Below are 23447 nucleotides of genomic sequence, written 5' to 3'. Positions count from 1 at the left end.
TGATATGATGCAGTGCGTATTAACACTACCTATACTGCGAGTATTCATATTTAGTTACAATTTTTCACAATCAATTAACAAATAATTAACGAATAAAAAAAGGTCGCCCTAATAATAGAACGACCTTTGAATAAAATATGATCTTACTTTTTACATCTTACTCAATAAAGCGCGAACAGCAGCTACTGACTCAACCTTATAAGAAGCCTTTGTATGCGTTAGGCCCACCTTAATAGTATAGGCTTCTTCAGGTAACTCACGGAACATAAACTCATCAGTCCAATCATCTCCCAAAGCCATAATATAATCGTAGGGCTCATTGTTAAGGAACTGCAATGCAGCGATACCTTTATTAATACCTCCACTTTTCACCTCAATAACCTTATTACCTTCCATTATCTCAAGGTTATGATTTGAGAGGTGTGTATTTAATTCATCCTTCAGTTCGTTAGCTCTAAGTTCACCTTGTTCTGGTTCTGACTTACGGAAATGCCATACAAGCGAGTAATTTTTCTCTTCAATAAAACTACCAGGTGTTCTATCTACAAAGTTCTCCATTGTAGGTCGTACATTTGGCATCCAATTGTTATTTACAGTACTCAGCATTTCCCAAGTACCATCTACAACCTTCATCCAAACGCCATGTTCGCAAATCAAATTAACTCTATGCCCTGAAAACCATTTTTCAAGCGTATATCTATCTCTACCACTGATAATGGTAACTATATTCTTTTCGTTATCGGTTAAGTTTTTAATGATATTGTGCAACTCTTCATTCGGCATCGCATCTTGCGGATTCTTTTTAAACGAAGTTAAGGTTCCATCGTAATCTAAGAAAATGGCACGCTTCTCTGCCTTATTATATTTATCCAGCATCGTTTTTTCAATGCTTGGTGTAATCATCTTGGCAAGAAAATCTGATTGCTTGGCTTCTGCTTTCTTTAATGATTTTATAAACTCACTAGCCCACTTAAATACATCGTAACGTTGTATACGTTCTTTCATAAATGCAGTACGCGATTTTTGCTCTTCAATTGGCATTGTTAATGCTTGATGGATACTATCGGCCATATTTTCATCATCAACTGGGTTAATGATTAAAGCCTCTCCCATTTCTTTTGCAACACCAGCCATTTCGCTCAAAATAAGAACTCCTGTATTATTTATACGAGAAGCTACATATTCTTTAGCAACCAAATTCATACCATCCCTAACGGGTGTAATTAGTGCCACATCACATGAACTATAAAGCTCTATGAGGTTATCGAATGGCATAGATCGATAGAAATACCAAATAGGTGTGTAGTTTATACTACCATAATCTCCGTTAATTTGTCCTACAAGTTCATCAACCTCTTTCTTTAGCAACTGGTAATGATCTACCTGATCGCGCGAAGGAACAGCAAGCATAATTAAGGTTACTTTTTGTCTGAACTCAGGATACTTCTCAAGGAAACGAGCAAAGGCCTTCAATCGATTAGGTATACCTTTAGTATAATCTAATCTATCAATAGATAAGATCAGTTTTCGGTCAGGCGATGCTAAAAAATACTTATCAAGCTCTTGATGTAGCTCTGATTTCTCACTAACACCTTTCATTGCAACGGCCTGTGCCGACTTCACAAATTTATCGTAATCAATTCCCATTGGGAATGAGTCGGCGATAATAATTCTATCATCAATATGAATTTGATTAAATGAAATTTCGTATCCAAATAATCGACGAACACAACTAAAGAAATGTCGTTCATAATCATAGGTATGAAAACCAATTAAATCGGCACCTAGCATACCCTGAATAATTTCCTTACGCCAAGGTAAAATTCGGAATACCTCAAACGAAGGAAATGGAATATGTAAAAAGAAACCAACGGTTACATTGGGTTTCTTTGATTTTATCATCTCTGGTACTAATAGTAACTGATAATCGTGCACCCATACTGCATCGCCATCCTCAACAGTCTCAAGAGCAGCATCAGCGAATTTTTGATTCACTTCTACATACTTATCCCAAGCTTCCTGGTTAAAATCGGCATATTGTGTAAAATAATGAAATAAAGGCCAAATAGTTCTGTTACTAAAACCCTCGTAAAATAGCTCAATATCCTCAGCATTTAAATGTACCGAGGCACATTTCTCGCGTTTGAATAAAGCATCAATTTCGCTTTCCTTTTCTGCACTTAAGGAATCGCTGTCAACACCTGGCCATCCAATCCATGTTCCACCGTATTCTTTATAAATAGACTTCATACCTGTGGCTAAACCACCTACACTCGCTTCAAGTGTTGTTTTTTCGTCTTCTTCCTTTATACTAAATGGGAGTCTGTTTGATACAATGTGAATTTTTTGCATATGTTAACGCATTTATTTTTGTTTTTAAGAATATATCCCCTTTTTTTAAGGTGTGATACAAAACTAACCAATAAAATTGAAAATATGGAAAATCTTAATTACGGTATTATCGGAAATTGTAAGTCAGCGGCTCTGGTTTCCGAGAAAGGAAGTATTGATTGGTTATGTTTGCCTAAATTTGACGCCCCATCGGTATTTGGCAAATTGCTTGATACTAAGAAAGGTGGCGCTATATCTATTGAAGCCAACAAGCTTATTAATATACAACAAGAGTATATTGAACGTACAAATTTATTAAGAACAACTTTTAATTGTGAAGATGGTGTTTTTGAGGTAATTGACTTTATGCCTCGCTATCTCAACGAAAAGGGCGACTATTATTCGCCACCTGATATTGTACGCTATTTTAAATTAATTAGTGGAAAGCCAAGTTTTACGATTAACTACGATCCTAAACTAGAGTATGCGGCTCATAATACAGAACTTGAGGAACACAAAAATTATATAAAAGCCTACACAACTGAAGGGCCTTATGACTCCTTGTATTTATATACAGATTTTGAGTTTTCTTCAATCCTTAATAAGGAAACAATTACGCTTGAGAAGAATAAATTCCTCTTAATCAGCTACAATCAAAAACTTTTAAACCAAGATATTCACAGAACCCATCTTAAACTGCAACGCACCAAAGTATATTGGTTAAACTGGTCGGAGCGCACCACTACCTTTAAGAGGTTTAATGATGAAATAAACCGAAGTGCATTAACGCTTAAGCTATTAAGTTACGAAAAGACTGGGGCTGTTTTGGCAGCTCTTACTACTTCGTTACCCGAAACTATTGGTGAAGTGCGTAACTGGGACTATCGCTTCTGTTGGATTAGAGATGGTTCGATGGTGGTTAAAATATTAACTCAAATTGGACATCATACTGTTGCTGAAAATTACCTACGATTTATATTAGATGTGTTACCTGAAAAGGACGAACAAATGCAGATAATGTATGGAATCAGCGGCGAAAAACGTTTATCTGAATATGAACTTCCACACCTATCTGGCTATGCCGATTCAAAACCAGTACGTGTTGGTAACGCTGCTTATAAGCAAAAACAAAACGACATCTATGGTATTTTAATGGATGCCATTTATCAACACTTTTCAATGTTTTCAGCTTCGCTTGGATATAGCGAAGACCTTTGGACTGTTGTAAGAAATGTTGTGAAAATGGTAGAAGCCAATTGGCATAAACCCGATAAAGGTATTTGGGAAATCCGTAACGAAGGCAAGCATTTCACATTTAGTAAAGTTTTATGTTGGGTTGCTATTGATAGAGCCATGAAGATTGCTGGCTTGTTAAAGCAAGATACTTATAAGAAAAAGTGGAAGAAACTTGAAGATGAGATCCGAAGAGATATTGAAGAGAATGCATGGTGCGAGGAAAAACAATCGTACACGCAAGCTTATGGCGATGATGCCTTAGATGCCTCTGTTTTATTAATGGAAAGTTATGGCTTTTCAAAACCAACAGACGAAAGGTACAGAACTACTGTTCTAGGAATTCAGAAAGAATTGGAGCACGAAGGTTTAATGTATCGTTATATCAATCAAGACGACTTCGGATTACCAAAATCAAGTTTTACAATTTGTACTTTTTGGTTAGTAAATGCACTTTATAAAATCGGTGAAAAAGAAGCTGCCTTGGAGCGATTTGAAAAACTATTGACTTATAATAACCATTTGGGGTTATTTAGTGAAGATTTAGATTTTGAAACGAAACAACAGTTGGGTAATTTCCCACAAGCCTATTCACACTTGGCATTAATTGAAACTGCCATAAATATCTCTGAAGGAGAAACAACAAAAGAAGAAAAAATTATGGATGCCTTAAGGCAACATGATTAATATATTTCTCAATATTATAAAAAGCATCATGCAAGATTAACGCTTGTTTGATGCTTTTTTACATTTATCCTTTCTCGAAAACATAAACAGCTTTAGTAAAAGAAAGCCCCACCTTCATAATATCACCTCTAATTTCTACTCCTAGATAAGTAAATACACCAAGTTCACTTTATAATACGCTCCTAACTACGATGAGCTTAATTTAATGTGAACAAATACTTCAGTTCCTTAAAATAACAAATTGAGTTGAAATATGGCATCGTTATTGTTTAATGCGTGAAATATAAGTTACACATTACGATTACACAACAACACTTACTAATAAAAGTATGGTTGAAAACAACCATTAATACGAATGACAAAGAGCACGATACTATTTACACTACTATGCTTTTACGGGTTTAGCATGGCCCAAAACAACAGTGAACATAGCACTACTAATTTAGAAGAAACTGGTATATGGAACGGTCTTTATTTAAAAGTTCGCTTAAGCGATAAAATAGGATACTACGCAGAACACCACTACAGGGTCCGCAACGAAATTGATAATGTAACTTCCTTTTACGGAAGAACACGCCAGATATACAATAGAGCCGGAATCAATTTGTATTTTAACAAAAACTTTGAGGCTGTTATTGGTCCTGCACTAGTAATGAACTATAGTCCTGATCCTGGTAATTCGGATTATGAAAAGGTAACCTACGAACCTCGAATTTGGCACCAATGGTTATTTAAAACTCCTGACTTAGGAAGGTTTAACCTATATCATCAATTTAGATTTGAGCACAGGTGGAAACGTGATAATAATGTTGGCGATGAACATGATTACACCAATAGATACAGATATAAGTTTTTTGCATATATACCTTTGAACTCGCCTACTATTAAAGAAAAAACGCTCTACTTCTCTCCCAGTGCCGAAATCTTTATGCACACAGGTAAATCAATAGTTTATAATCCACTAGAAGACTTTAGAACCTACAATGGATTTGGCTATGTACTTAATAATAACATTACTTTTTTTGCCGGTCATATGTGGACTATAGGTCAAAAAAGCGATGGTTCATCATACAGAACATCGCACATATTAAGATTTAACCTTTTAATAGGTCTCGATGCACGTAAGTTAGATAAAAAGCTACCTCGAATTAACCTTGGTTATTAATCAAAACCAATAATTCTAATTGCTCAAGTGAGATCAGAGTCAGCACAAACTAAATAAAGAAAAATGATTAAAAAATATATTCTTGTCGGAGTTCCTGTTGTGATATTAATTGTACTGAACACATTGTCAGTAAAAACAAACAAAAAATTAAAACTCGAAAATAGTGTTTTGAACGAATACACTAGCGAACTTGAGTTCTATAAATTAAGAGCTAAAGCTGATTCACTGCTTAACCAAGATGAGTTTGATGAAGCATTGATACTATATACTCAAATGGATAGTATTACGAATAGTGATGAATACTCACAATATGCCTCAAAAATTTATGAAGAGAGAAATCGCTTTAGCAAAAACTATTCTAAGCTCTATAACAATTTACGTAAGCGTAGCGGGCAAATAAAAAAACTAAGTGATAATAAAAAGGAACTGAATGATAGCCTTGAAAATATTAAAAGTACACTGGGTGTTTTACAAGAAGAGTTTGACTCAATTTTAGCCTATAATAGTAACATTGCCCTTCAGGTTAATCAATTAAACGATAGTATTAATTCCATTAAAACAAACGACACTCTAAGCATTGTAAATGCTGACGGAGTTAATATAAAGTATTTAGGAGAAACCAAAGATGGCAAAGCTAGTGGATATGGCTATGCCATTTTTGACAATAAGAGTTATTACGAAGGACAATGGGATAATAATTTACGCAGCGGCAATGGCAAATACTTTTGGCAAAATGGCGATTTCTATGATGGAGAATATAGTAATGGCATGCGTAGTGGCTTTGGAACCTATCATTTTGAAAGTGGAGAACGATATATAGGTAATTGGAAAAATGATTTAAGACACGGTAATGGCGTGCTTCTAGATAAGGATGGCAAGCAATTGTATAAAGGCTTATGGAAAGATAATAAACCTAGCAAAAAGGGTTAGTCTTTAATTTTTAGAATAAGTGCCTTAATCCCATCAAATACTCATTCTGGCTAAGCCGATGTATAGAACAAAAAAAGCATCAAGTGAAATAAACTTCCACTTGATGCTTTTCTTTTAGTAGCTGGCTGTAACCATTACTTGCTGTAATGGTGAATTTCAGTCAAAAAACACTATTTCTTAAGTTCTTTTAAACCATTCATGATTAAGAACTCGTTACCTACTTTATATTTCTCAGCACCTTTTTTCCAATGTACCTCTAAATATTCAACTGGCGTTTCAAATAAATCTTGAGCTTGTTCTGGTGTTAACCATGCACTTACTGTATAAAATGAAAAGTTATATTTTTCAAGTACCTCAAACTTTATGTCATCAGTTAAACTTAACTCTATTTCTTCATCCTTTTTATTATATAATTTTATAATAGTACCCGACTGAACTCGGCCATAATAACGGTTTGCATCAGGTAAAGTATATTCAAACTGAAAAAATACTTTTACCTTACCATTTTGCGCAATCACTTTACTGCTAGCTTTTACCTTACCTTTTATAGGGCCAAAATACTTCTCTAAACGAGGACTAACCTCATAGAGCAATTCCCCCATGTTTGATTCTTTATTTACATTGGCGTCAAGCTCATATACTCCGCCTGCACCCGCCTGCACTGTTTCTGAAAAACTTGTTGTGTCAGCTAAAATCCATGTACCATTTTCGTAGAGTAACACTTTCTTCCCATCCTCAGTAGTTGCATTTATTTGTGCAAATAATCCTAGTGGTAAAATGCATAATACTGCAATTATAAGTTTCTTCATCCTATCTTGTTTTTATTGAATAATCGATTGCCAATATAATAAGAAACTAACTAAAGCCCTATATATTGTTTCTGCAATTACAAACAGTAAGAACTTTGTTTAATTTAATTACTTTTGCACCACAATTATAGATTAATGAGTAACCAGTCTGAAAAAATATACTGTCCCTCGTGTAAGGCATACTTTCAAAAAGATGACTTAAAGAGGGCCTGTAGTAATTGTTTTGCTTGTACAGGGTGTGAAATTTACATCTGCTATAATTGTGAAGAACGAATTGAAATAAAACTCCCGCGACCTTTTAAATCAGGTACGGCAAGAGCAAAAACTCAAAACTGACTTTATTTAATTAGTCAGGTTTGAACATAAAATAACATTAATGAAATTAAAGAAATTAATACCTGAATTAGCTTCGGAACTTATAAATCACGAGTACGATAAAGAACCTCGTGAGGTACAGACAGTATGTATCCCTAAAATTAAATCAGGAGCAGATATGTTTGTAATTGCTCCTGAAGGTAGCGGAAAAACAACTGCTATTATTATTTCTATTATTCAACAATTAAAAAAACCTTTTGAGGAGGCTCCAAGAGCCATAATTATGGTTGAATCAAAAGCCAAAGCATTTGCTGTAGAAGAACAGTTTGACTTGCTAAGCAAACAAACCAAATTACGTTCTTTTATTGTTTTTGATGAAGGAATAATGCAATACCAAAAAGATATGATCTACGAAGGTGTTGATGTTGTTATTGGAACTCCAAAACGTATTGGTGAGTTACTATCAGTACAAGGGATTCCAATGACTAAAGTGAAGATATTTGCGGTTGATGATGCTGAAATGCTAAGCCCGCACCTGCACCATCCTGTTATTTATCGTATTGCAGATGGTATAGAAAAGTCGCAATTCTTATTTTTTGCAAATAAATGGACTGACAAATTTGAGAAGGTTGAGGAACGAATGATGAAAAATCCATTGATAATGGAGTTTGACGAACATTCTCCTGAATAATAAACAGTAATACAAACAATATCATAATTAATGCCTCAATAAAATGTATAACCCACAATTTATTGAGGCATTATTATTCTATGATATAAAGAATAAAAGACATTCTCAACCCACGTAGGATTACTTTTTAATGGAATATAAAAAATGACCTTTATTCTTCTCAAGAAAAGAGTTAACTTTATTCTAATCAATATCAAGAGCTATTAATCAACTTTAAAACTCTGCAATTTTCATTCTTAATAAAAACTACGGCTAAAATACAGCTTTAATAATTTTGAATAAAAATCAACATGGGTCTAAAGTTGTTTACATTGAGTCTATTTTCTCAACATATATAGATCATGATACTTTTTATTAAACTCAATACCAAACTCCCATGGGTATCATTAAAAATAGAAATACAGGTGAAGAAATAATCTTAAAATCGATCCATCAATTTGGACGTGCGAAACATAATCAAACTCAACTAACATGTAATTGCATTTCGCGCTTTCATGCTGTAATTAGATGGGAAGAATCAGAATGGCAAATTATTGACAATAGTAAGAATGGAACTATATTAGATAACAAGTACTTTCATCACTCATGCAAAACATTATCTATTGGCAATATTATTCGATTTGCCAATGATAAATCAATAATTTGGGAAATAATTGATGATAAACCTCCTTCTAGCTATTTACTCTCAACAAAAATACCTAATTGTATCTTCGAGCTAAATTCCTTAAACATGTTACCAAATAATAAAACTCCACTAGTATCTTTTTTTAAAACTAATACCTATAAATGGAATGCCGATACTGGTCACGAAACTATTGAACTTAAGAATGGTAATAAATATATTTTCGGAAATAATGAATGGCTCTTTATTGAAAATGAAATAATAGAGTACACCATAGATTTTTGTAATATCATCGATCAATCATACTTTCTCTTTACAATAAGCGACGATGAGGAAGATGTTGATGTAAAGATTATCATTAATGATTTGCACTTAGAGTTAGGCGTCAAAGTATATAACCATCTATTATTAGAGCTAGTACGTCAGAAATTAATAGATAGAAATAGTGGGCTTGATCAGAGAAATCAGGGGTGGATCTCTGTATCTAAAATGGAGAATTTCTTAAGTAAAGAATTATTAATAGATATTGATGATTACTATTTAAATATTCAGGTACACCGATTAAGAAAAAAAATAATGGAAATTAAACCATATGGATACCTCTTCTCAAATATTATTGAACGAAAAAAAGGAAAACTTAGATTTACGCATCCTCATTTCAAGATTATAAGAAGTAATTCGCTAAACATTGCAAAACAGAAACAGCCTGTTCTCGAGATTTATTAGTAATTGCACTCAAGGGTCCATTAAAATATTTCAATCCATATTATTGAGATCCACTTTTAGCCAATCCTACTTTTATTAGATAAAAATCATGACTGATCCTATTACCCAACAATTCTCTCACAATAATTATATTTTGCACAATAAAATTGGCGAAGGAAAATTTGGCAGAGTATATAAAGGCACACAAATTAGTACTGGACAAGTAGTTGCAATAAAAGTAATCAAATACACTAATGGCTCTTATAGTAACTTTGAAAATAAGCAGATAACAAAATTTAAACAAGAAATACACTTGTGTACTAAAATAAGTCATCCAAATATTATTAAAGTTTTGGATAGAGGAATTACAAATGACAACTTACAGTTTGCTGTATTTGAGTATATATTTGGAATAACACTGAAGGATTATATTTTAACAAAGAAAAAATTGTCTATTTCGGATATTGTTGAGCTAATGAGTCAAGTGCTAGATGCTTTAGTTTGTATACATAATAAGGGAATTATACATAAAGACCTAAAACCGAAAAATATAATGATACAGCACTCAGGAGCAAAAAAGCATATTAAAATTTTAGATTTCGGTATAAGTCAGTTTACCAACAAAACCCTATATATTCACTCTAACAAAAATAACTGCTATAATCAAATGTCAGGCTCTCCAGCATATAGTTCACCTGAACAATTAAGAGGAGAACCCACAACTTACAAAACTGATTTGTATTCGTGGGGACTAATTCTATTAGAATGTTTAACTGGCAGGCCGGCAATTATAGGTAATTCTATAAACGAAATACTACAACTCCAATTATCTTCAAACAATATTTTTATTCCCCCAAACATTGCAAATCATCCACTTGGAGTTATACTAAAAAAAGTACTCCATAAAGATCCAAATAAACGACCTAATGAATCTCAAATCATCTTTAATGAGTTTAATTCATTAGATTTTACCTCAATAAAACACCAAATAGAATCAAACACAAGTTTTAATCACGAAGATGCTGACCTTACCCTGTAAGCTCTTAGTTTATTTATTCCGTATTCTAAATAATAAGACCCACATTTGTAAAACTACTCTACCTTAAACTATCTTCAAACAAGACCCATAATTACTTAACCTCAACCATTTAGAAATATGCCTTGGAGCATTTCTGTAAAGCTATATTTTATTACTATTTCAATACTCATGACGAAATTATAATATATAATACAGGTTAAAGCCAATTGGCTGTATGTAATATTGTGTAATATTTTTTCTTCCCAGTTTCCCGTAAATTTAAATAGAAACAGCGCAACGTTGTTTAACTTACTTTATGGAATTATTCTATTTTAACTTTAACAAACAAATTATGGAAACTTCATTAATGACAGGAGCTTACACAGCCTTTAATTCAAAAATCTCTGATGATGAGAAACAAATTTTCGAACGAGCTACCCAAGGTTTACATGGTGTAAACTATCAACCTATAGCTGTTGCTACACAAGTTGTGGCTGGTACTAATTACAAGTTTTTCTGTAATACAAAGGTAACTGCCCTTAAAGCTATCACACAACCTGCGATGATTACAATTTTCCAACCTTTAAAAGGAGAAGAACACATCTCATCAATTGAGCTTTGCAAATAAATCTTCAAACACCTTTAATTAAACAATAATGGATAAAATAAACAAAGAAACTCTCAGCGCCGAAATTGGGCATGTAATTGACATTAGCCTTGAATCTATGATGGGTTCAACAGGATATGGATGGCAATTGGAAGGACTAAATGGTTGTGTTAATCTATTGGATATAAGAGTACAAAATTCTAGCAGACGCATGGGTCCGATTGAACAAATATTTTCTTTTATACCAACAGGTACTGGTAAAGCTGTTGTTACATTTGTGCTCGCTGCTTCATGGAAAGAAGAAGGAGAACCTGTTAAAACAATTGAATATCAAATCACTGTAGATAAACAGAGCGAAGAAAATATTGATCTAGATAAGTTAAAAGTAAAAGGCTTTGTAAGTAAGCCCGAGGTATCATTAAGACAATACGACCCAACAATGTTGTATGCAGTTCAAATGCCGAGTGATCTTAAAAGAAGCAGCGGTACTATTGGTGATATTCGTTTGAAATATGGGATACCTATCGAAAGAAGAGGAGATCTTCGCTTAAAATATGGTGTACTTACACAAGGCCCTGGAGACGGAAGATTGAAGTACGGCATACGTCCGCAAACACAATACAATATACCAGGTATATCATCATTATATAATGTTCGACCAAATATACAAGGTCTAAATACTCGCATGTATTATGGATATCCTATCAATAGTGCGAACATGTGCACTCCAATGATACCTTACGGTTTTCCAAACCCTTGTGATCCAAATTACCAATGTGATCCTTGTGATGATCCTTGTGATGATCCTTCAGATTGTTGTTAACTAATAAGGTAAGGGCTATTAAGTAGCCCTTATTTATTTAAAATTTTTATTGTTATGTCGGAATATAAAGCTACAACAGCAGTTTGGGAAATTACAATGGCTTGTAATATGAGATGCAAACATTGTGGATCAAGCTGCGAAAATGCCTTAAAAGGCGAATTATCCACTAAAGAAGCTCTATCTCTTTGCGATGAGATTGCAGAGTTAGGCTTACAGTGGATCACACTTTCTGGTGGTGAGCCATTAACACGAAAAGATTGGCCGCTTATTGCTAAAACGCTAAGATCAAATGGTGTGATCCCTAATATTATAACCAATGGATGGGCTATTACGGAAGATATTGTCTCTAAAATGGTTGACTCAGGAATAGGAACAACTGCAATCAGTATAGATGGTACAGAAGAAACACATGATTATATACGTAAAAAAGGCTCATTTAATAAAAGTATGCATGCTTTTGAGTTACTTCATAAGCATAATCAATATACTGGGGCAATTACAAGTATCTCTAAAACCAATATAAATCAATTAAGGGATATAAAGAATATCCTAGTAGATAAAGGTGTGAAATCTTGGCAGCTACAGATTTGTATTCCTATGGGAAATATGAAAACACAAAAAGAACAACTTATAGAGCCTGAAGACATACCCAAGATATTAGAATTTTGCCTTGAAACAGCACGCGAAAATAAAATTACAGTTTACCCTGCTGATTGTTTAGGCTATTATACCGAAGAAGAAGAAGAAGTACGTAAAATTAGTCTGGGTAACTCCACTGATATGCCATGGTCGGGATGCAATGCCGGAATAAGAGGTTTTGGTGTTTTACACAATGGTGATATAATAGGATGTACATCAATTCGTGACCGTGAATTTATTGAAGGTAATATTCGTGAGCGGACTTTACCCGAAATATGGAAAGATGCAAATTCGTTTGCTTGGTCACGAAACATGAAAAAGGCCGACCTAAAGGGTACGTGCAATGAATGTAAATACGGAGATGTTTGTTTAGGTGGTTGCCCAAATACCAGATTAACCACTGAAGGGTCTATTTATGCCGAAAATAAATTCTGCGCTTACAATGTTGCATTAAGTAAATTGAGCGCATCTTTACTGAATTACTCAGAATCTAATCTGTATAAATTTTCAGAAGATTTAGCTCTTAGTGGCAACTATCAAGAATCTGCTACAATATTAAAACACATGTTAAAAAACAATCCTGATGATACAAAGCTTAATTCTTTAAATGGTTTTGTTAATTTCTTCTTGGGTAATTATAATATTGCTCGTAATAGCAATGAAGTTATATTAAAAAATAATGCAACAGACTGGTATGCCCTTAAAGGCCTAGGTTTATGCATGCATAAAATGGGCGAATCAGAGGCTGGCATTACAAATATAAAAAAAGCCATACAATATGCACCTAAGAATGAATTAGACCCCCTTTATGACTTGGCTGTTGTTTATAAAGAAACCGGTCAAAACCAAAAGGCAGCCGAGTTAATAATGAATATTCAGCAGCTTTAGAATTACAGCTAGACCAAATGAATTTAAAGTGCGTACAGTTTCATTAATCACAGAACGTGGAAATAAAGCGCATTTTAAGTTCACTTGGTATTACTCTATTGAGTATAACTAAACTTAGCCAACCTCTGTCTATATATCTTAAGCTATTAAAGTTCGGATATATTCCCGTTGCTAACTTTAATTAATTCTACATCAAATATTATTACTTCATTCGGTCCTATCGGACCAGCACCTACAGGTCCATATGCATATGCCGAAGGAATAATAATTGTTGCTTTGTCTCCCTCTGCAACTGCTGTAAAACCAATTCTCCAACCAACAATTACCTGCCCTAATAAAAACTTAATACTTTCGTCTCCAGTATCTTCAAAAACATCTCCATTTGTAAAATAGCCTTTATACTTTACCTCAACAAGCGAATCGCTATTAGGGTAAACTTCAGAGTGTGATGAATCTGTAACAGCTACATAAATTCCTGTTTCAACAGCCTCTCCTTCTGAGTTTTCTACAGCCACATTCTCTGCATCAATATTATTTTCAGCTATATAATCTTCAATTATTTTGGCGTCAATTTTTAGCTGTTCTTCTAAATCATAATCGTCCCAAGGGTTACTGGGTGTATCTTTTTTACAGCTAGTTAAAATTCCTACAGTTAGTAGAGTGAAAAATAATGGTGTTAATAATCCTCGTAATTTCATTTGTTGTTCTTTGTCTTCCGAAGAAGGTGAATACTAATTAAAGAAGATTAGAAATATTAGGTATAATAATGATGTTTGTACTTACTTTTAGTTGCGTTCGCTAGCTATTTTAGTTACTTCTTTCATTTTACTCATAACAAAGGCGTGCGATTTGCGGGTATGCGGAATGGTACAATCGCTACAATCTTTAAATCCGTTTGTATACTTAAAGTTTCCACCACACTTATCTTTTAACATATACAGAGGGCAAAAGCAAAAAAGACAGTTAAAATCGTCTTCATTTTTTACTTTATGGCAAGGGAAATATTCGCACTTGCGATTTTGGGTAAACTTATAATTCTCAGACATCGTTCTTGTTTATAATATTGTACTGAATATCGTAAATAACTTTATTGGTTATTTACGATTAAAGAGCTGCCAAAAGTATAAAAAGTAAATTAGAAATACGATGCTATTGTAAGCTTATCGAATCCTCGGCTCAAGTTCCTCCACAAAAGAATATGGACCATTAGGATAATTTGGCTTTGCCTCCGTAGCTCAAAAGCTTAGCATGAAATAAGTTTGGTAAAACTAGTTTTAAAACCTCCTCAAGCACATAACTTAAACCTCCAAATGAGGAGATTGGTGTGCTAGTTAGTATTTTCATATCGGTATTTGTTTGCATCACCAATTTAGATAAAAACACCTATTCATAAAACTTTATTTATAATAGAACTCAGGATTTTAGGGCGAAACAAAGATATAGTGGATAGCCCGCCCCGAAGGGAAGCCCCTAAATAAGATGCTTAAAAAATACCTAAAATACGGTTTTGAGTAAACGATAGATTGTTTTCTGCAAATTTACTATTACGCAATGGTTTAGTTTTGTTGTATAACAATAAGGCGATAAAAAGCCTTTACTAAAATTACAGCTTATGCCAGTAGCAATAATAGCAGCGAGTATCGCAAGCTCTATATCGGTGCCAACTTCAGCCGATTTACTAGAGGTAAAAATGCAAGAAGGGGAAGTAATTAGAGTGTTACCTTCTGCGTTGAAAGCTAAAAAATCGTCGGACACTCAAATTGCCATTAAGGTGGATAAGGAAATTAAATATATTGAAGTAGATGCCATTGAAAGCATGACTGTGCACTCGATGGATACTTACGATGCCACGCATCATTTTTTAACTAAAACCGGGGTTGGTATGGATGTGTCGGATTTAGATAATGATGCTTTAAGGTATTACTCGACAAAACGATATAAAAAGGGACAAAACCAAAAGGCTTTATGTACTGCTGCAATTACCATTGGAGCGGTGGCGCAACCTTGGTTTTTCGCCATTGCTCCCTTGCCTTATGTGCAGCATAAAACAACTTTGCGCACCTACGATCAATCGCAATTGATGAGTAAGGCTGAATACAAAACCTATAATAATGAGGTAAAAGCTAGCAAGAAGAAGGATAAAGCCGAAAATAAAGCGAAGAAAAAAGGATAGACTCTGATTAATTGTTTTTAGATACCGTTATGATTTTAATACCTTCCGAAGATTGCTTCATCTCTTTGGGGGGTATTTTAACATGAACTCTACTATAATCTATTTTAAATAATAACTGAGTTAAATACTAAACTTCATTATCTCATTTTACTGCACTATAAACTTCTCGGTTAAAAGAATTTGATTACTCGTATCACTAATTCTTAATATATACATACCCCTTTGCAAATGGTCAGTGATAATTTTAGGGTCTTCTGTTTTTATAAGGAGTGAGCCATTCACCCCGTATATACTATTTATGGTAAGCTCGGGGTACGAAATGATAAGGTTTCTTTGAGTTTGTGTCGGATATCGAACCCGTACTTTTTTAGTAACAAAGGCATTATTAGTAGCAACGCCATTGCTTAGGGTATATAAACCCGAAGCTCCGAAAGGGCTTTCTTCTGCTGTTAGATAATACCCATTAACATTATTATAGGTAATACTCTCTATCTGCGGCGACATGCCACTTGGTACATTTAAACCAGATTTAGTTACATAAACACCATCAAAACTACCATTGGTAATACCCGATATTTCTATCTTAAATGGTGAAAGAAATACAAATATCAATTCATAACCAACCAATAAAACAGAGTTTGAATGTTGATTGTACACACCTCCTGTAATTAATCCTCCAACTTCAATTTCTTTTATTCTACTAACAGAATATGTGCCTGGCGACTTTGGTAGCTCATAGATATTGGTTCTATAGCTTGTCCAATTTTTAGTGAAGATATAGAGTTTATCCTCTATGGTAACAATAGCCTCGGCATCAAACTCTGTTGTTCTATCTGTACTAGTATAATCAAACTGATCAGCGTACGAAAAATGAATTTCCTCAGTATCTACCAATTCCTTCGAAAGTAAATCCTCTATTCGAATTTTGTATACAAGCAAATCAGTTCTGCTACCAGCATTATTTCCCATATCTGCAATAAACACATGCGTATCATCGCTGCACATGTCTTCCCAATCCATATGTTTTGCTCCATTTATTGTGATGGTACGAACTACCTCACCTGTAATTTTGCTTATTTCATACAAATGAGGATTGTCTCCAGAATCATTATGCGTAAAAAGCCTATTGCTGATATGTATTAATCCTGAAGATTCATTAGTGGTATTACTTAAAGTACTCGCCAATTCAAATTCTTGAGAATAACTATTAAAGGCCATTAAAAGGGTAAGGGTGGCAGATAGTATTATCTTTATCATATTTAATGTGTGTATAATTAAACACTTAGGCAAAGCTCTACTCAATTGATGCAATATAAAGCATGCAAGCCATAGAGTCAATAGAAAATCCGCACAATAAATGCTATTTGATAGTTAGCACTTTGAACACTGTAAACAATATAAATGGACAGATATTTATGCATATTGTATGGAGAAATAAACCGGATATATAGCAAGAGGATAGATTTGTGCACAAGAAATAAAACTTTATAACAATATGAATTCTATAAAACTATTGCTAGGTATACTTACTCTCTGTTTTGTTGGCATACTAAAAGCTGAAGAGCCTATACCTAATATATTATTTATACTTGCAGATGATATGGGTTATTCCGATGTGGGCTTTAATGCCCAAATGCATCCTGGCAGACCTATAGATATAGCTTCGCCAAACCTCGATAAATTAGCCAATGCAGGTACAAAATTTACATCGGCCTATGCCATTCATCCTTTTTGCGGACCAAGTAGAGCGGGATTAATGACAGGGAGATACCCTCATGCTTTAGGCTCTCAATTTAACTTAGCATCTTACAGCAAAGAAGGTATCGACTTGAACGAGAAATTTATTAGTCAGGTATTACAAGAAGCAGGCTACACAACTGGCATAGTAGGCAAATGGCACCTTGGCGAAGAAACACCTTACCAACCAAACCAGCGCGGCTTTGATGAGTTTTATGGTTTCCTTGGTGGTGGACATGAGTATTTCACTAATAAATGGATTAGCGTAAATCAATACAATAATAAAGCAAAGGCCGAAGCCAGTTGGGAATACCCCGATCCGCTAAAGCACAATAATAATTGGGCACCAGAGCCTGTTAATGGTGAAATTGAAGGCTCAAATTACATTACTGATATTTTAACAACAAAAGCGGTTCATTTTATAAACGATGCAAAAAACAATGATTCGCCGTTCTATTTATTTGTGTCGTATAACGCCCCACATAGTTTATTAGATGCCAAGGCCGAAGACATGGAAACACTCACTCGACCAAAGAATAATGGAGGCGAATATGCATTCAACTACGATGCCAATAACAATGGTACCATTGATGATGGTGAAGAACAAGACAGACTAACCTTAGCCGGAATGGTTTATGCCCTTGATAGAGGAGTTGGCAAATTGGTTGAAGCTTTAGAAAACAATGGCCAGCTAGATAATACTATAATAGTATTTATGAGCGATAACGGTGGCATGAGCGGATATGGAAACCCCAAACGAGTGGCATGGAATAATTACCCACTCAGAGGGCATAAAGGAGATATTGAAGAAGGCGGGCATAGAGTACCTATGTTTGTAAAATGGCCTAAATCGGTTTCTGATTTTCCCGATGTCTATAATCATCCCGTCTCTGGTTTAGATTTGTATCCAACCTTCGCCAGTGCAGCAGGTGTTGATATCAACTTAATTACCGATAATAGCAATAAAGCAAAAGTAATTGACGGAATCGACATCTATAGTAAAGTAATTCAGAATGAAGATGCCCGCCCCGATCAACCTTTATTTGCCATGGCCATAACATCGCCAAACAATAAAATACATGTTAGAAAAGGCAAATGGAAAGCAAAAACCTACGGCAATGGCACTTGGTTCCTATACGATATTGAAAACGATTTACATGAAGATAGAAACCTTGCCGGAGCCAATGCTGATGTACTCAATAAAATAAAGGACGAAGCTTATGCCTGGACTCGCACCCATACCGAACCTCAGTTTTTTCACAACCAAAACACAAAAAACAAGTGGTATAGCAATGCCATGCCCAATTGGGAGCGTACCTTCCCCGAGTTGGCCACAAGTAATTCAAGCATTTGGAACGATGAAACCCTTAAATTCAGGGTATACCCTAACCCTAGCAATACCGATTTAAATATCACTTTTGCATCGGTAATTGCACCCATCGTTAACGTTTCACTCTATAGCATGTCGGGCGAAGCAGTAATGCAGAAAAACATCAAACGCAGCAATAGCAACTCCCTATCTGCCAGTTTAAGTAGCGCAGTTATTAGCGGTAATTATATTATTGCAATTGAATCGGGCACACAGCGTTTTGTAAAGCAAATTGCGGTTAAACGATAATATCTCAATTACAAAAAATACAATTTTTTAAGATAAAATAAGGGAAGTTTAACGGGCTATTCACTATAGTTCTTACTCTGCCCACTTTTTTAGTAAGATGCCCAATTTAAACTTTTAAGATTTAAAAAATATTTTGGGTAATTCCCCAAAAAAGTCATAAAAAAAGAGGCTGAATCATTTTATTCTGAAACAGCCTCTTCTTCTAACCTAAACCCTAATCTATGAAAAAAAACTTCTTATGTCTATTTTGTATAGTTGAGTTCTTTTAAAAATCGGAATGCCGAAATGACATTCCGATCTAAACCTAAACCCTAACCTAATCTATGAAAAACTCTCTCATGCTCTTCGTATTAGTACTTATCAAAGCCTATGCCAATAATTACCAAAATACATTCCTTTAACTTCTATTAATACAATTGAGTATTCAATTGCTTAATCTTCTCAATATTTAACATCCTCTTTGTTTTTGAGAGCCACTTTAGTTCTTTAATATGAGAGTAAATAAAACTTAAAGTGATTCAAGTTCATAAATATTCATCAATTCATTGATAGAGAAAAATTACTTAAACCCCATTATTTTATCATAAGCGTTAACGTGATATAATATTTATTTAAAAGTATCAAATTACTTTAATACCTGTTTTATTGGTAAAGTTATTGTAAAGCACTTGCCATATGAACAACATAACTAATACACGAAGGTGTCCTTTAATACGAATTAAGGACTTGAGGAAACATGGGCTTATAATAATTGGGCTGCTTTTTTTAACTAATATTTATGCACAAGAACCAACCGAGCGTTTTGAACTTGATGCTCCAACAAAAACTACCGGTATAATCAACAACCTAGGAATTCAGCTATTCAACACCGCTGGTTACGATGATATAGAAGCAAGTTTTTGGGCTTCTGTGAGTAATAACCCTCGTCACAACGTAAACTTACGTTTATCGCACCACAGGTTTGAAGGAGAATATTTCGGAATTGGACTGGGTTATGGATATGAATTTTATGCCAACAACCATTTATTCCTACCCTACTCAACGTACAATCATAATGTAGAAACTTGGAATAATGGAGCCCTTGTAAACGGTTTATATTACTCATATGGCGGTAGGTTTGATTTTGCAGTAGGTACAACTACCAATTTCACAAGAGGTACATATTCTAATAATTCTTTATGGGTTGATGCATACTACAACATAAAAGCTTTAGGTGGAATTCAACTGGGGGTAGAATATTGTGTAATGGCAGATACTAAAGATGTATACTGGGGTATTATTTTACAAAAAACACTCTGGAGAAGAAACAAATAACTTAGCGATATAAACTAAATAGCCCCTAGTAAATCAATAGACTTACTAGGGGCTATTCTTTTATAATAAACTGAATTAGTCTTGTAAAACTAATAGTCTACAAAGACTGTCCGTTATATTCTCCCGTTAAGGACTCTAGGAATTCAGTAATCAATGTAATTTCCTCTTGTGTTACATTTTCTTTTACTTGATATTTAGCCATTGCAGAAACTGCTTCTTCCAAGCTATTTGCCGAAGCATCGTGAAAATATGGAGCTGTTAAAGCAATATTTCTTAAGGTTGGCGTTTTCTGCTTAAAGTTATCCTTTTCATCACCTGTGAATTTTGCTCTTCCCTTATCTGCAGTTTCAATACTAGAACCTCTTAGCGCAAATCCATTATCAAATATACCCATGTGCTCAAACGACTGTCCTCCTATTGCTTCACCAACATGACAACTAGCACAACCTACTCTTTTAAATACATCATAACCTTCAGCCTGACGTGCAGTAATGGCATCTTTATCACCTTTTAAATATTTATCAAATGGCGCATTGGGAGTTACTAAAGTTTTTTCAAACTCAGCAATAGCATCAGTAATTGAATTTTGAGTGATTCCTTCAGTATATAAATTAGCAAATTGCGTTACCAATTCCTTATCTGCACTTAAACGCTCTACAATATCATCAAACGAGTTATTTCCCATTTCTTTGGCATCCATTGGAGGTCCGACAGCCTGAGCTTGTAAATCATGTGCACGACCATCCCAAAACTGAGCCAAATTATAAACTGCATTATAAACAGTTGGTGAATTAATAGGTCCTTCTTGATCATGAATACCGATAGAAACTGGTAATTGGTCTGTACCACCCTTTGCCAAATCATGACAAGTTGCGCAAGAAATTGTGTTATTCGCAGATAAACGCGTATCGTGGTACAATTGATTACCTAAAGCAACTTTATTTGCATCTACGGCAAACTCCGTTTCAATTGGTCTAATTGGTTCTAAGGCAAATTCAGCAGAAGCGCTCATCGATTTATAGTTATTCATTCTCTCATGAGCAACCCATTTTTTAATAACTTCAGCCTCGTTTTTCTTAATATTAGCGCCCCAGTGAATAGCAGTATAGGGTTTTGGAGGCATTGTATTGGCATCAACCGCATGCTCAATCTTTGCTAAATCAACTTCTCCAACCAATCCGTCATTCTCTAGTGTAGCCACTACATCATCTAATAACAGACTTCGCTTTCCAAATTCCATATCCTTTTTAATTGTTTCTCCAATAATAGGAAGTACTGAATATGGTGGAGCAACCGAATTTACGGAGTGACATGCCATACAGTCATTATCTTTCAATACGGCGAGAGCCTGGTTTCTTACTGATTCCGTCGCGTGTTCCAGATGATATGTGTGATCACTAAATAAATTGTAAGCAATTGGAATCATAATAACTACGATAGCCAAAATAATAATAAGCTTTTTGTTCTTCATTCTTTAATATGTCTATTGTTTATTTTTTAAGGTAATTATAAGCTCGGTATACTACATAGAAATAGTCAATTGAAGGATAGGACTGCAAAAATAAAAAATTTAAACCATTAATTATAATGCGCGAACATTGTTAATTATTAATTAACACTAAACTTTAAAATAAAAGACACAAAAAAGCCGGCTTTACCCCTAAAGCCGGCTTCTAACCTATAATTAACCTATATTAATAAATCCACTTCAAATTTAGATATCAAAATGGAATCTATTACAATTTAATATTCAACTTAAAGTTGAATTATAGCACCTCATCAAGAGGTACATATGGAATATCAAAAGCATCTGATACAGCCTTATAAACTACATCACCTTTGATAATATTTAATCCTAATCTTAAGGCAGAATCCTCTTTACAAGCTTGCTCCCACCCCTTATTTGCTAATTTAATGGCATAAGGAAGTGTTGCATTTGTAAGTGCCATGGTAGATGTAAACGGAACTGCACCTGGCATATTAGCAACTGTATAATGAATAATATCATCAACCATATAAGTTGGATCTTGATGCGTGGTAGGTTTTGACGTTTCAAAACATCCTCCTTGATCTATTGCCACATCCACCAAAACTGTTCCTTGTTGCATAGTCGGCAACATATCACGCGTAATTAATTTAGGAGCTTTTGCTCCAGGAATCAATACTGCACCAATAATTAAATCAACATTCTGAACAAACTCACGCATACGCATCTCGTTTGGAACTAAAGTTTTCACATTAGCAGGCATAATATCATCTAACTGACGTAATCGCTCTAAGCTTAAATCCATAATAGTTACATCAGCACCTAATCCTGCAGCCATTTTTGCCGCCTGAGTACCTACTATTCCACCGCCAATTACTAATACTTTGGCAGGAGGTACTCCTGGAACTCCGCCTAACAACACCCCACGTCCGCCATAAGTACGCTCTAAATACTTAGCGCCTTCTTGCGTAGCCATTCTTCCTGCTACTTCCGACATAGGTATCAACAAAGGTAACTTTCTATCCGGAGTTTCAACCGTTTCATAACTTAAACAAACCGCTTTTTGCTCAATCATAGCCCTCGTTAATGGCTCACACGAAGCAAAATGGAAATATGTAAATAATAATTGATTTTCTTTAATCAATTTATATTCTGGTTCTATTGGTTCTTTTACCTTCACAATCATATCTGCAATGCCATAAACATCTTCGATAGTTGGTAAAATTTTTGCGCCCGCTTTTTCATAATCCTCATCAAAAAAGTCGGTACCTATACCTGCTGTTGATTGCACATAAACAGTATGTCCTGCTTTAACCATCTCCAAAACCCCTGCTGGAGTCATACCGACCCTATTCTCGGCTGGCTTTATCTCTTTAGGAACTCCTATAATCATAGCTTAACGCATTAAAAAGTTATTGTTGTTTTTAAGTATTAATGATGTTTCAAATTAAATAAGAAGTTTGAATTTGAGAAATGAATATTATCACTGAAAAACGATGTTTAAAATCATATTATTAAACAAGGGGGTTGTTTGCAATATTTTTATATTATAAGCCGAATTCGAATTCTAAAACAGGGGTGTATTTGATATAAATGTATTTTTAAATCTAAATAACCGCACACAAATAGCCCCAAATGACAAAAAACAACATTCAA

General features: G+C 34.4%; 20 protein-coding genes. 12 read left to right on the top strand and 8 right to left on the bottom strand.

The window, feature by feature from the left end:
- Positions 1 to 150 precede the first annotated feature (150 nt).
- Positions 151 to 2352 carry a bifunctional alpha,alpha-trehalose-phosphate synthase (UDP-forming)/trehalose-phosphatase gene (locus tag A8B35_RS13670; RefSeq protein WP_068473564.1) on the bottom strand — a complete coding sequence of 734 codons (2202 nt, stop codon included), beginning with the start codon at positions 2350 to 2352 and terminating at the stop codon, positions 151 to 153.
- A gap of 84 nt (positions 2353 to 2436) precedes the next feature.
- Here A8B35_RS13670 and A8B35_RS13665 point away from each other — a divergent pair, with 84 nt between their 5' ends.
- From A8B35_RS13665 to A8B35_RS13655, 3 genes are all read left to right on the top strand, one after another.
- A complete protein-coding gene (locus tag A8B35_RS13665) occupies positions 2437 to 4251 on the top strand; it encodes a glycoside hydrolase family 15 protein (RefSeq protein ID WP_068473745.1) in 1815 nt (604 codons plus the stop codon).
- 406 nt (positions 4252 to 4657) lie between these two features.
- A complete protein-coding gene (locus A8B35_RS13660) occupies positions 4658 to 5416 on the top strand; it encodes a DUF2490 domain-containing protein (protein ID WP_171973211.1) in 759 nt (252 codons plus the stop codon).
- A 63-nt stretch (positions 5417 to 5479) separates the two neighbouring features.
- The gene (locus A8B35_RS13655; RefSeq protein WP_068473561.1) at positions 5480 to 6346 is read left to right on the top strand and encodes an MORN repeat-containing protein; all 867 of its coding nucleotides are present in this window, start codon (positions 5480 to 5482) and stop codon (positions 6344 to 6346) included.
- Between the two features lie 170 nt (positions 6347 to 6516).
- On the opposite strand, the gene A8B35_RS13650 is transcribed toward A8B35_RS13655, so the two are convergent.
- Entirely contained in the window at positions 6517 to 7155 is a 639-nt protein-coding gene (locus A8B35_RS13650) for a hypothetical protein (protein ID WP_068473558.1), read from the bottom strand.
- Between the two features lie 376 nt (positions 7156 to 7531).
- On the opposite strand from A8B35_RS13650, the gene A8B35_RS13645 reads away from it, so the two are divergent.
- The 6 genes from A8B35_RS13645 to A8B35_RS13620 all read left to right on the top strand — a co-directional run bounded on the left by A8B35_RS13645 (position 7532) and on the right by A8B35_RS13620 (position 13463).
- Entirely contained in the window at positions 7532 to 8161 is a 630-nt protein-coding gene (locus A8B35_RS13645; RefSeq protein WP_068473555.1) for a DEAD/DEAH box helicase, read from the top strand.
- 376 nt (positions 8162 to 8537) lie between these two features.
- The gene (locus A8B35_RS13640) at positions 8538 to 9509 is read left to right on the top strand and encodes an FHA domain-containing protein (RefSeq protein WP_068473552.1); all 972 of its coding nucleotides are present in this window, start codon (positions 8538 to 8540) and stop codon (positions 9507 to 9509) included.
- Between the two features lie 88 nt (positions 9510 to 9597).
- Positions 9598 to 10527, top strand: a complete 930-nt coding sequence (locus A8B35_RS13635; RefSeq protein WP_068473549.1) for a protein kinase domain-containing protein — start codon at positions 9598 to 9600, stop codon at positions 10525 to 10527.
- Positions 10528 to 10858: 331 nt separating this feature from the next.
- A complete protein-coding gene (locus A8B35_RS13630) occupies positions 10859 to 11134 on the top strand; it encodes a hypothetical protein (RefSeq protein ID WP_139314900.1) in 276 nt (91 codons plus the stop codon).
- A 28-nt stretch (positions 11135 to 11162) separates the two neighbouring features.
- Complete coding sequence (locus A8B35_RS13625) at positions 11163 to 11936, top strand: protease inhibitor I42 family protein (protein ID WP_068473546.1); 774 nt, start codon at positions 11163 to 11165, stop codon at positions 11934 to 11936.
- Positions 11937 to 11990: 54 nt separating this feature from the next.
- Positions 11991 to 13463: a radical SAM/SPASM domain-containing protein gene (locus A8B35_RS13620; protein ID WP_068473543.1), complete on the top strand. Its 1473-nt coding sequence runs from the start codon at positions 11991 to 11993 to the stop codon at positions 13461 to 13463.
- Positions 13464 to 13609: 146 nt separating this feature from the next.
- Here the strand turns inward: A8B35_RS13620 and A8B35_RS13615 are convergent, their stop codons facing one another.
- The 3 genes from A8B35_RS13615 to A8B35_RS23375 form a co-directional block, all read right to left on the bottom strand.
- Positions 13610 to 14161 carry an FKBP-type peptidyl-prolyl cis-trans isomerase gene (locus A8B35_RS13615; protein WP_083634446.1) on the bottom strand — a complete coding sequence of 184 codons (552 nt, stop codon included), beginning with the start codon at positions 14159 to 14161 and terminating at the stop codon, positions 13610 to 13612.
- An 87-nt stretch (positions 14162 to 14248) separates the two neighbouring features.
- On the bottom strand, positions 14249 to 14509 hold the full coding sequence (locus A8B35_RS13610) for a cysteine-rich small domain-containing protein (protein ID WP_068473540.1): 261 nt from the start codon (positions 14507 to 14509) through the stop codon (positions 14249 to 14251).
- 160 nt (positions 14510 to 14669) lie between these two features.
- A complete protein-coding gene (locus A8B35_RS23375) occupies positions 14670 to 14807 on the bottom strand; it encodes a hypothetical protein (protein ID WP_171973210.1) in 138 nt (45 codons plus the stop codon).
- A 268-nt stretch (positions 14808 to 15075) separates the two neighbouring features.
- Between A8B35_RS23375 and A8B35_RS13605 the strand changes: the two genes are divergently transcribed.
- Positions 15076 to 15636 (top strand): hypothetical protein, encoded by a 561-nt coding sequence (locus A8B35_RS13605; protein WP_068473537.1) that lies wholly within the window; start codon positions 15076 to 15078, stop codon positions 15634 to 15636.
- A gap of 147 nt (positions 15637 to 15783) precedes the next feature.
- Here A8B35_RS13605 and A8B35_RS13600 read toward each other — a convergent pair whose 3' ends face one another.
- The gene (locus A8B35_RS13600; protein WP_068473534.1) at positions 15784 to 16893 is read right to left on the bottom strand and encodes a T9SS type A sorting domain-containing protein; all 1110 of its coding nucleotides are present in this window, start codon (positions 16891 to 16893) and stop codon (positions 15784 to 15786) included.
- Between the two features lie 238 nt (positions 16894 to 17131).
- On the opposite strand from A8B35_RS13600, the gene A8B35_RS13595 reads away from it, so the two are divergent.
- Positions 17132 to 18991, top strand: a complete 1860-nt coding sequence (locus tag A8B35_RS13595; protein WP_068473532.1) for a sulfatase-like hydrolase/transferase — start codon at positions 17132 to 17134, stop codon at positions 18989 to 18991.
- Positions 18992 to 19666: 675 nt separating this feature from the next.
- A complete protein-coding gene (locus A8B35_RS13590) occupies positions 19667 to 20305 on the top strand; it encodes a hypothetical protein (RefSeq protein WP_068473529.1) in 639 nt (212 codons plus the stop codon).
- A gap of 97 nt (positions 20306 to 20402) precedes the next feature.
- Here A8B35_RS13590 and A8B35_RS13585 read toward each other — a convergent pair whose 3' ends face one another.
- Together A8B35_RS13585 and ald are read right to left on the bottom strand one after the other, a co-directional pair.
- Positions 20403 to 21776 (bottom strand): cytochrome c peroxidase, encoded by a 1374-nt coding sequence (locus A8B35_RS13585; protein WP_068473526.1) that lies wholly within the window; start codon positions 21774 to 21776, stop codon positions 20403 to 20405.
- Positions 21777 to 22071: 295 nt separating this feature from the next.
- A complete protein-coding gene (ald, locus tag A8B35_RS13580; protein ID WP_068473524.1) occupies positions 22072 to 23184 on the bottom strand; it encodes an alanine dehydrogenase in 1113 nt (370 codons plus the stop codon).
- Positions 23185 to 23447 lie beyond the last annotated feature (263 nt).

It is taken from the genome of Saccharicrinis aurantiacus (assembly GCF_001660705.2).
In the GTDB taxonomy this organism is placed as follows: domain Bacteria; phylum Bacteroidota; class Bacteroidia; order Bacteroidales; family Marinilabiliaceae; genus Saccharicrinis; species Saccharicrinis aurantiacus.
The sequence above is the reverse complement of the archived record's forward strand: the minus strand, read 5'-3'. Positions and strand labels throughout refer to the sequence as shown.